Here is a 10273-nt window from a genome sequence, read left to right as displayed (position 1 = left end):
GGGGGTGGCTCCGGCGCCGCCCGGAGGTCTCGCTGCGAACGAGGCCCGCAGGCGCCGCACCCCGCCCCGCTCACGCTAACGCCTCGCGAGAACGCCCTTTGAACGGACGAGGTGATCGCATTGTACGGCAGATTTTTCACGCGGGCATAAGTGCGGCCTGCGTTACCACCGCTCATTCCCGCGAAAGCGGGAATCCAGAGAAAAAATGCATGCTGGGTCCCCGCCTGCGCGGGGACGAGCGGGCGAGGGCGGGGACAGGCTCGCCCAAACCTGTTGTCATCGCCCGGCGCATGGCCGGGCGACGCCTATATGTGCGGATTGCTACTCGGCCGGCTTTTCTCCGGGCGGGGTATAGCGTCCGGGGATCACCTTCTCCGGCGGATTGGTTCCGGGAGGATTGATCGACCGGATAAAGGAAACGATCTTCCAGAGGTGGTCGGACGTCTTGATGACATGTCCCATCTCCGGCATCGGCGCTTTCACGGTGCCCCACTGGATGCGCGTGAAGCCTTGCTCTTCCAAAGCCTTGGAGCCCATCGCGATCAGCCGGAACAGCACGTCGTCGGTGTTGCCCCAAAACCAGACGCCTTGGCTGAGGGCAGGGCAGAAGCCGCCGCCGCCACCGCCGCCGTGACACTCGTTGCAGCCCGGAAGCCGGAACTGCTTGACGAGATAATCCTCAGGCGACTCCGCCACCAGCTTCTTCCAGTCGTAGGGATTGTGCAGCCCGCCCGGGGGCACTTGCTGCACCAGCTCGAGAGGCGGTGTTTCGTCGCCCGGCTTACAGCAAAGGGCTTCCTTAGCCACAGCCGCTTCGTCCGCGGCTCCAGCCGCTTCGCTCTTGGCCTCAGCGGCTTCCTCATCAGCAGCAGCGGCTTCTGACTTCGTCTCCGCGGCTTCTTCTTCGGCAGTGGGCGTGTCCTCGGCGGCCGCGACTTTAGACGGCGGTTCGTCTGCAGGCTTGGCTGGCGTCTCCTCGGCCGCTTCCGCCGGTGCCGCATCGGCGGCTTCGGACGATTCGGCCATCGCGTCTGCGGGCTTCTCTTCGGCCACCTCGGAGGACGCTTCCTCCGCAGGCTCGGCCGTTTCTCCCTGTGCGGATTCGGAGGCCATCTCGTGCGTGACTTCGGTCTGAGTCACCGCTTCCTGGAACGGCTTGCTGGTCACGACCGCGAGCCCAACAATCATGAGGCCGGCCACGAGCAGGCCGGCCGCTGTCATCCACGAACTCCGTTTGTGTTGCTCCATCAGTATCCCCCTTGTTTGGACGCGACCTGAGCCAGGGACGGCCAGGCGACCGTCTCTAATAGCACGGCGGTGTAATTTGCCTTGAGGGGCGCGGCAAAAAGACAAGCGATCGCCCGGCATTTCTGCCGGGCGATGCTTCTAAGCTTTTTGAGGTCGCTAGCAGGGGCCGTTGTTCGCGATGGTCTGCTGGCGGACCCAATATTCGGCCACCGCCGTATCTTTCGAAACGTTGCGGCACCAGCGGTAATGCCCGTCGTACCAATTATGCCAGCGCCAGCCGGTGCAGCCGCGGTTCTGCGCCTGCATGGTATTGGACTGAAATACGGCGTTCTCGGCGTATGTCCTACAGTCCTGCTTCGATGCGGCCATGGCGCTCGTGGTCACGGCGGCACCCATCAGGGCGACAACGGAAATCAGGATCATGCGATTGAGCTTGGTCATGGGTGTCTCCATCTGTTCACGCATCCCCGAGCCCGGCTTGTTCCGTTCTTCTCGGTTGATGGTGGAGGTTTCCCACAACCCGCCTGAACGAGTTTTGAACCTGCGGTTGTCTGAGGTTCAGGTTCGATGCCGCCCGATCAAGCCGCGACGAAGCCGTCGGGAAACGTCTTGAGCCGTGCAATGTCGCGCTGCGGCGGCAATCCGAACAGCCGGCGATACTCGCGGCTGAACTGCGAGGGGCTGGTATAGCCAACGCTGTGGCTTGCCGTGGCGGCGTCGCAAAGGCCTTGGAGCATGAGCCTCCGCGCCTCTTGAAGGCCCTCTAACAACGAGATCGGGTAATGACCGGGATGCTCCGGTCGTTACCCGGACTCTCGCATCGCGACCCATTCCCAATAGCCCTTGGCGCGAAGCTCGCAGGCCGGGCATTCACCGCAGCCATAGCCCCAGTCATAGCGCGTGCCGCGCGCGCCCTTGTAGCAGGTGTGGGTCCGCTCAACGATGAGGGTGACGAGCGCATCGCCGCCAAGGTCGTGCGCGAGCCCCCATGTCTGGGCCTTAGAGCGCGACATCAGCGGCGTCTCGATAACAAAGTCGATATTCGTCCCGAGCCGGATGGCCTCTTGCAGCGCGCGCAGCGTCGCGTCGCGGCAATCGGGATAGCCGGAATAGTCCGTCTCGCACATCCCGCCGACCAGGACATTGAACCCGCGGCGATAGCCCAGGGCCGCGGCGTAGACGAAGAAGGCGAGGTTCCGTCCCGGCACGAAGCTGGAGGGGAGACCGGACTCCAGCATGACAATCTCGGCATTGGAGGTCAGCGCCGTCTCGCCAATCGCGCCGAAGCTCCTGAGGTCGAGCATATGATCGGGCCCGAGCCGGTCTTCCCATTGCGGGAAACGGCGGACGATCTCCTCACGCACGCGTTTGCGGCAGTCGAGCTCGATCCCGTGCCGTTGCCCGTAATCGAAGCCCACCGTCTCGACACGGGGAAAGCGGTCGAGCGCATAGGCGAGGCACACGGTGGAATCCTGGCCTCCGGAGAACAGGACCAGCGCGCCGTCCGCTTCTACCGATGATTGAGCCAGCATCATAAGACTCGCCTTATGGTTGTCTTCGTCATAAGCTGCCACCCTTCAGGGAAGGCCGAGCGGGGGGCTGGGCATGTTGCGTCTGGGTACCGTCGCCTGCGTCCTAATTTCCATCGTTTTCGCTGGTTGCTCGACCATCGTCAAAGGCACCGAGCAGCAGGTCTCGGTGTCCACACCCGGCGTGCCGGGCGCCATGTGCCAGCTCACATCCCCGGGGGGTCGGTACGCGGACGGTACAGACGCCAGGCAATATCATCCTGCCCAAGAGCAAGCACAATGTCGCGGTCACCTGCCGGGCCCAATGCTACGGGGACGGTGTCGCCACGCTGGCCTCCCATACCGAAGTCATGACCGCCGGCAACGTGCTGTTCGGCGGCATTATCGGGCTCAGCGTTGATGCGGCCTCCGGTGCAATGAACAAATACGATCCAGCTGTAGAGGTCGTAATGTCGCCGATGCCCGGCTGCGGCCGGACACCGGGCCGTGGCAGGGGCACGCCGATGTCAAGCTTACCGCAGGGCCAATCTGGCTAACGATGGTCCGTCCTGCCTAGAAACTCCGGCCGTCCACGAGCTTCACGGTCAGCGCGCCAAGATCGATGTCATCCAGGCAGCGCGCATTGATGGCGACCATTTCGGATCCGTCGGGCGCCACGCCTCGCGCGAAGGAGCCGATCCCGCAGGTGCTACAGAACAGGTGGTGGATAATCTTCTTGTTGAATTGGTAATCGGTGAGGTCATCGCCGCCTGAAAGCAGCGTGAATTGCTGTTCCGGCACGAAGGTCAAGAGCGTGCCGCGCTTCTGACACATCGAGCAATTGCACGACATCACCTCGTCAATGTCGGCCTCGACCTCGTAGCGGACACGGCCGCAATGGCAGCCACCGGTGTGTTTCGTCATTAAACCTACCTCGAATGCCTATTAGCCGAATTCTGAGGCTCATATACACCTTCCGCTCTCAAGCCGCCTAGGCTAAGACGGCCCCAAATTGTTCTGGGGGTTCCGTATGACAGCCATCGCCACCATCATCGGCCGTGAAATTTTGGACAGCCGCGGCAATCCGACCGTGGAGGTCGACGTCGTCCTCGAGGACGGCCATCACGGCCGCGCGGCCGTCCCGTCCGGTGCGTCCACGGGCGCCCATGAGGCGCATGAGCTGCGCGACGGCGGTCCCCGCTACGGCGGCAAGGGCGTGCAAAAGGCGGTCGAGGGCGTGAACGGCGAGATCCGCAAGGCGCTCGACGGCTTCGATGCCGACGATCAGAGCGGCCTCGACCAGCTGCTGCGCGACCTCGACGGCACCGAAAATAAGAAGCGGCTTGGCGCCAACGCCATTCTCGGTGTGTCGCTGGCCGCGGCCAAGGCGGCGGCCGACTCCCACGAGCAACCGCTCTACCGCTATCTCGGCGGCGAGGAGGCGACGCTGCTGCCAGTGCCGATGATGAATATCGTCAATGGCGGCATGCACGCCGACAACCCGATCGATTTTCAGGAATTCATGATCGTGCCGATCGGCGCGCCGAGCATCGCCGAGGCGGTGCGCATGGGCGCGGAGGTGTTCCACACGCTGAAGCAGGGCCTTCACGAAGCGGGCTTCGGCACGGCGGTCGGCGACGAGGGCGGTTTCGCGCCCAATATCGAATCCACCCGCGCCGCGCTCGATTTCGTCATGAAGGCGATCGAGACCGCCGGCTACCACCCGGGCAAGGACATGGTGCTCGCGCTCGATGTTGCGGCCACGGAATTCTTCAAGGATGGACGCTATGTGCTTGCGGGCGAGAACCGTACGCTGACCTCCGAAGAGATGGCGTCGTACCTCGCCGATCTCGTCGCCAACTATCCGATCTTCTCCATCGAGGACGGCATGTCCGAGGACGATTGGGACGGCTGGCGCACGCTGACCGAGGCGCTCGGCGACCGTGTGCAACTCGTGGGCGACGATCTGTTCGTCACCAATGTGACGCGCCTGAAAGAGGGCATCGACAAGAACGTCGCCAACGCCATCCTGGTGAAGGTCAACCAGATCGGCACCCTGTCGGAGACGAACGACGCGGTCAAAATGGCGCACGATGCGGGCTACGCCGCGGTGATGTCCCATCGTTCCGGCGAGACCGAGGACACCACCATCGCCGACCTGGCCGTCGCCGCCAATTGCGGACAGATCAAGACGGGCTCGCTCGCCCGCTCCGACCGGGTGGCGAAATACAATCAGCTCATCCGCATCGAGGAGGAGTTGGGCCCGAGAGCCCGCTATGCCGGCGCCTCAGTGTTGAAGCGCTGAAGAACCGCGTTTGGGTAACCGCGCCTTAACCGCTGCCGTTCGATCTTCGTGATTCGCTGTCCGGGGAGGGGTCATTGCGGTTCACTGCGTTTGTCTTTCCGCTGCTCGCCTTGAGCGCGGGCGGCTATTTCGGCTATCACCTGCAGAACGGGGATCACGGGCTCAAGTCCCGTGCAGAACTGCAACGGCGGGTCGACGTGCTCGAGGGCGAACGCGCGGGCCTAAGCGAGGTGCGCCAGAGGATCGAGCGCGACGTGGCGCTGCTCCAGCCGGAAAATCTCGATCCCGACATGCTGGACGAGCGCGCCCGGGCCATCCTCAACCTGGCCCACCCGGACGATTTGGTGATGATGAAGCGCCGCGCGCCGGACCCCACCGGACCGCTCCGTTAGCCGCAAGCCCTCGCGGTCAGGCGCCGCACCCCTAAGCTTCCTGCGCTCTTTGTTCTCGTGCTAGTTTTTCGCGCGCGGACAAGCTTTGTTTGAGTCGAGGAGGCCAGGAGTGAACAGCCCAAGCCTGACGCCTGGAGCCACCAATTTCTGGCTGGATCAGGCGCGCGAGCGGCAGGCGGCCGAGGCCAAGAAACCGCGCCTCACCCCGGACGGGGAGCTTGAGGCCTATCGGAACATGCTGTTGATCCGCCGCTTCGAGGAGAAGGCCGGGCAGCTCTACGGCATGGGCTTCATCGGGGGCTTCTGCCACCTCTATATCGGCCAGGAGGCTGTCGTTACCGGCATGATGATGGCCAAGCGCGAGGGCGATCAGGTCATCACCGCCTATCGCGACCACGGCCATATGCTGGCGACCGGCATGGACCCGAAGGGTGTCATGGCCGAGCTCACGGGGCGCCGCAGCGGCTACTCCAAGGGCAAGGGCGGCTCCATGCACATGTTCTCGGTGGAGAAGCAGTTCTACGGCGGCCACGGCATCGTCGGCACGCCGGCGCCGCTGGGGTCCGGCATCGCGTTCGCCAACAAATATCGCGGCAACGATCACGTCTGCCTGACCTTCTTCGGCGAAGGCGCCGCCAATCAGGGCCAAGTCTATGAGAGCTTCAACATGGCCTCGCTGTGGAAGCTGCCCGTCGTCTTCATCATCGAGAACAATCACTACGCCATGGGCACAGCCGTGGAGCGCGCCACCGCCCAGGCCAAGGAGCTGTATCACCGGGGGCTTGCCTTCGGCATTCCGGGCGAGCAGGTGGACGGCATGGACGTGGCGGCGGTGAAGGCCGCAGGGATGCGCGCGCTCGAACACGCCCGAAGCGGCAAGGGCCCCATGATCCTCGAAGCCTTGACCTACCGCTATCGCGGCCACTCCATGTCCGACCCGGCGAAGTACCGGACGCGGGAGGAAGTGAAGGACATGCGCCAGCATCACGACCCGATCGAGCTGGTGCACCAGCGCCTCATCGAGGCGGGACGCAGCGGAGACGAGCTCAAGAGCATCGACCGGGATATCCGCGCCATCGTCAACGAGGCGGCGGACTTCGCGCAAAACGATCCCGAGCCGGACCCGGACGAGCTGTGGACCGACGTGATGGCGATTTGAGCTTGAGCCACTAATGCCGACGGAAATTCTCATGCCCGCGCTTTCGCCAACCATGGAGGAGGGCACGCTCGCCAAATGGCATGTGCGCGAAGGCGACGCCGTGCAAACAGGCGACGTGATCGCCGAGATCGAGACCGACAAGGCGACCATGGAAGTGGAAGCCATCGACGACGGCACCATGGGCAAGCTGCTCGTGCCCGAGGGCACCGAGCACATTCCGGTCAACAAGCCGATCGCGCTCCTGTTGACCGACGGCGAGGACGCTGCGGAGGCGGGCGCGCAGGGCAACGAACAGTCCGCGCAGCACCCTGTCGCGGCGGAAGAGGCGAAAGAGGCGCCTGAGCCCCTCACCGATCCGTTCAGCGCCAAGGAACCCGCGCCGGATTTCGGCGAGACCGAGCCCGAGGTCGAGGAAGCCCCGGCCGGGCCCCAGATCGCACCGGAGGAGCCGACCCCCGAAGCCGAGATTCCGCCCGGCACCGAGATGGTCACCATGACCGTGCGCGAAGCCTTGCGGGACGCCATGGCCGAGGAGATGCGGCGCGACGGCGACGTCTTTGTGATGGGAGAGGAGGTCGCCGCGTATCAAGGCGCCTACAAGATCACCCAAGGCCTGCTCGAAGAATTCGGCGAACGCCGGGTGATCGACACGCCCATCACCGAGTACGGCTTTGCCGGCGTCGGTGTCGGCGCGGGCTTCGCCGGCCTTCGGCCCATCGTGGAGTTCATGACCTGGAACTTCGCCATGCAAGCCATCGACCACATCATCAACTCCGCCGCCAAGACGCTCTATATGTCCGGCGGCCAGATGCATTGCCCCATCGTGTTTCGCGGACCGAATGGCGCGGCCGCCCGCGTCGCCGCCCAGCACAGCCAGGACTACTCATCCTGGTACGCGCATGTGCCGGGCCTCAAGGTGATCGCGCCTTACACGGCGGCGGACGCCAAAGGACTGCTGAAGGCCGCGATCCGCGACAATAGCCCGGTGATCTTTCTCGAGAACGAGATCCTCTACGGACAAAAATTCGGAGTGCCCAAGCTCGACGACTTCGTGCTGCCCATCGGCAAGGCCCGCATCGCCCGCGAAGGCGCCGACGTGACGCTCGTCTCCTATTCGCGCGGGCTCGCCTACACGCTTCAAGCCGCCAAACAGCTGGCGGGCGAGGGCATCGAGGCGGAGATCATCGACCTGCGCACCTTGCGACCCCTCGACATCGACACGGTGGTCGCCTCGGTGAAGAAGACCAACCGCCTCGTCACCGTCGAGGAGGGCTGGCCTATCTGCTCCATCGGCTCGGAGATCTCCGCGCAAGTCACGTCACAAGCCTTCGACTATCTCGACGCGCCGCCCACCAAGATCACCGGCGCCGACGTGCCCATGCCCTACGCCGCCAATCTCGAGACGCTGGCGCTGCCATCGGCGGAGCTGATCGTCAAGGCGGCCAAGGCCGTCTGTTACCGGGACTGACGCGATGGCGGAGAACACGATAGAGTGCGAACACGAAGGCTCGCCGGAACACGTCATGAGCCGGATCGCCGAGCAGATCCGCGCCAACGGCAACGGCCACGGGAAAGGCGATCACGGCAAACGCATCTTCGCCTCGCCTCTGGCCCGGCGCATCGCCAGCGAGCGCGGCATCGATCTCTCCGCGCTCGAAGGCTCCGGCCCTCACGGGCGGATCGTGCTTCGCGATGTCGAGCACGCCGAGCCGGAATCGCGGGCCGCGCCGGCCGAAGACGCCGAAGCAGCAGAAGCGCCGTCCCGCGGCGAGATCATGCGCGCGCCGTCCGTGCCGGCTGCGCAAGGCCTCTCGGACAAGCAGGTGCTCGCCATGTACGAGCCCGGCACGTATGAGTTCGTGCCCCACGACACCATGCGCCGCTTCATCGCCGAGCGGCTGACACTCGCTAAGCAGACCATCCCGCATTTCTACCTGAACATCGATTGCCGGCTCGATGCGCTGCTTGCCGCCCGCAAGCGCCTCAACGACATGGCGCCGGACGACGGCCCGCGCATGTTCAAGCTCTCGCTCAACGACTTCATCATCAAGGCCATGGCCATGGCGCTGCAGACCGTGCCCGAGGCCAACGCCACCTGGACGGAAGCGGGCATCTTGCGTCACCGGTCCTCGGATATCGCCGTCGCCGTAGCGCTCGAAGGCGGGGGGCTGCACACGCCGGTGATCCGCAGCGCCGAGGTCAAGAGCCTGTCGGAGATCTCCAACGAGATGCGCGATCTCGCCGACCGCGCGCGCTCAAAACGTCTCGCGCCGCACGAATATCAAGGGGGAACCACCAGCATTTCCAATCTCGGCATGTACGGCATCGACAGCTTCGAGGCGGTGATCAACCCGCCGCAGAGCTCTATCCTCGCGGTGGGCCGCGCCGAGAAGAAGGCCATCGTCAAGGACGACGCGGTGAAGATCGCCACCATGATGAGTGCAACACTCTCCGCCGATCACCGGGTCATCGACGGCGCGCTCGGCGCCGAGCTGCTCGCGGCCTTCAAGGCCTATCTCGAAGACCCGGTGACGATGCTGGTCTAGCCGCGGTCAGCCGTCGCCGTCGGCCGCGCCATCGTCGAGGAAATCGAGATTAGGCGTGAGGGCCATGCCGCCTGATCCGGCGAGATCCTGACCCCGCTGCACGGCCTTGCCGCCGAAACGCGCGGCCAGCGTATCGATGGCGACTTCAAGTTTGCGCTTCCGCCCGAACGTATCGAAGAGGCCGGCTTGCCCGACGCCGCCCGCGTGCGACAGATCGTAGGCCGTCATGCCCACCAGCCGGAACGGCCCGCGATGAATGAACGCGTCGAGCAACGCCACACCCACCGTGTAAAGCTGCTCCGCCACATCGGTCGGCTCAGGCAGATGCTGCTGCCGCGTGAGCGACTTGAAGTCCGCCGTCTTGAGCTTGACGCCGACACCGCAAGCAACGAGCCCCTTCATCCGCAGCCGCCGCGCGATTTTGTCGGCCGAGCGGCGCAGATGCAGCTTGATCTCGTCCTTGTCGCGCACGTCGCGCTCAAGCGTGTTCTCCGAGCCGATGCTTTTCGACTTTCTGTGTCCGTCGACGCGACGCGGATCGTTTGCCTGGGCGAGCGTATAGAAGTGCAGCCCGAGCTTGCCGAGTTTGTCGGCCAGGAGCCTGGGGTCGGCGTCAGCCACATCGCCGATGGTGCGCAGGCCAAGCGCGTGAAGCCGCGGCTCGGTCTTCTCGCCCGCGCCCCACAGGCGCGAGACCGGCATGGGCGCAAGCCACGCCTTGGCCGTCTCGGGCGGAACCACCGTCAACCCGTCCGGCTTTTGGTAGGCGCTTGCGACCTTGGCCACGTATTTCGTGGCGGAGACGCCGACCGAGGCGGACAGGCCGCCGGTGGCCGCGCGCACCGCTTCCTTCAGGCGGCGTCCCATGGTCCGCGGGTCGCCGAACAGCCGCTCCGAACCGGTCATGTCGATGAAGGCCTCATCCAGGCTCAAGGGCTCGACCTCGGGAGAGAATTCGCCGAACGCCCGCATGATCGCGGCCGAGATTTCCTGGTACCGCTCGAAGCGCGGCGGGACGATGACCGCGTCGGGGCACAGGCGGCGCGCCGTGACCATCGGCATGGCGCTGCCGACCCCGTAGGGCCGCGCCTCATAGCTCGCGGTCAGCACCACGC

At 64.8% G+C, this 10273-nt stretch carries 11 protein-coding genes; 5 read left to right on the top strand and 6 right to left on the bottom strand.

What is annotated here, in order from left to right:
- Nucleotides 1–321: 321 nt before the first annotated feature.
- The 5 genes from ACSLE4_RS02360 to ACSLE4_RS02340 all read right to left on the bottom strand — a co-directional run bounded on the left by ACSLE4_RS02360 (nt 322) and on the right by ACSLE4_RS02340 (nt 3680).
- Nucleotides 322–1221, bottom strand: coding sequence for a hypothetical protein (locus tag ACSLE4_RS02360; RefSeq protein WP_435902890.1), 900 nt, complete (start codon nt 1219–1221; stop codon nt 322–324).
- Nucleotides 1222–1404: 183 nt separating this feature from the next.
- Nucleotides 1405–1689, bottom strand: a complete 285-nt coding sequence (locus tag ACSLE4_RS02355; protein WP_435902889.1) for a hypothetical protein — start codon at nt 1687–1689, stop codon at nt 1405–1407.
- Nucleotides 1690–1826: 137 nt separating this feature from the next.
- Nucleotides 1827–2018, bottom strand: a complete 192-nt coding sequence (locus ACSLE4_RS02350) for a helix-turn-helix domain-containing protein (RefSeq protein ID WP_435902888.1) — start codon at nt 2016–2018, stop codon at nt 1827–1829.
- Between the two features lie 33 nt (nt 2019–2051).
- Nucleotides 2052–2783, bottom strand: coding sequence for a 7-cyano-7-deazaguanine synthase QueC (gene queC, locus ACSLE4_RS02345; RefSeq protein ID WP_435902887.1), 732 nt, complete (start codon nt 2781–2783; stop codon nt 2052–2054).
- 546 nt (nt 2784–3329) lie between these two features.
- A complete protein-coding gene (locus ACSLE4_RS02340) occupies nt 3330–3680 on the bottom strand; it encodes a GFA family protein (protein WP_435902886.1) in 351 nt (116 codons plus the stop codon).
- A gap of 106 nt (nt 3681–3786) precedes the next feature.
- Between ACSLE4_RS02340 and eno the strand changes: the two genes are divergently transcribed.
- The 5 genes from eno (at nt 3787) to ACSLE4_RS02315 (ending at nt 9158) form a co-directional block, all read left to right on the top strand.
- A complete protein-coding gene (gene eno, locus ACSLE4_RS02335; RefSeq protein ID WP_435902885.1) occupies nt 3787–5061 on the top strand; it encodes a phosphopyruvate hydratase in 1275 nt (424 codons plus the stop codon).
- A 74-nt stretch (nt 5062–5135) separates the two neighbouring features.
- Nucleotides 5136–5453: an FtsB family cell division protein gene (locus ACSLE4_RS02330; RefSeq protein WP_435902884.1), complete on the top strand. Its 318-nt coding sequence runs from the start codon at nt 5136–5138 to the stop codon at nt 5451–5453.
- A gap of 151 nt (nt 5454–5604) precedes the next feature.
- On the top strand, nt 5605–6612 hold the full coding sequence (pdhA, locus tag ACSLE4_RS02325; RefSeq protein WP_435902891.1) for a pyruvate dehydrogenase (acetyl-transferring) E1 component subunit alpha: 1008 nt from the start codon (nt 5605–5607) through the stop codon (nt 6610–6612).
- A gap of 13 nt (nt 6613–6625) precedes the next feature.
- On the top strand, nt 6626–8080 hold the full coding sequence (locus tag ACSLE4_RS02320; RefSeq protein ID WP_435902883.1) for a pyruvate dehydrogenase complex E1 component subunit beta: 1455 nt from the start codon (nt 6626–6628) through the stop codon (nt 8078–8080).
- 4 nt (nt 8081–8084) lie between these two features.
- On the top strand, nt 8085–9158 hold the full coding sequence (locus ACSLE4_RS02315) for a 2-oxo acid dehydrogenase subunit E2 (protein ID WP_435902882.1): 1074 nt from the start codon (nt 8085–8087) through the stop codon (nt 9156–9158).
- A gap of 6 nt (nt 9159–9164) precedes the next feature.
- On the opposite strand, the gene dinB is transcribed toward ACSLE4_RS02315, so the two are convergent.
- Nucleotides 9165–10273 (bottom strand): DNA polymerase IV (dinB, locus tag ACSLE4_RS02310; RefSeq protein ID WP_435902881.1); only part of this gene is annotated, 1109 nt, incomplete at its 5' end.

It is taken from the genome of Methyloceanibacter sp., from assembly GCF_051306395.1.
GTDB lineage: Bacteria > Pseudomonadota > Alphaproteobacteria > Rhizobiales > Methyloligellaceae > Methyloceanibacter.
Note: the sequence above shows the minus strand (reverse complement) of the source record. Positions and strands in the feature narration are given on the sequence as shown.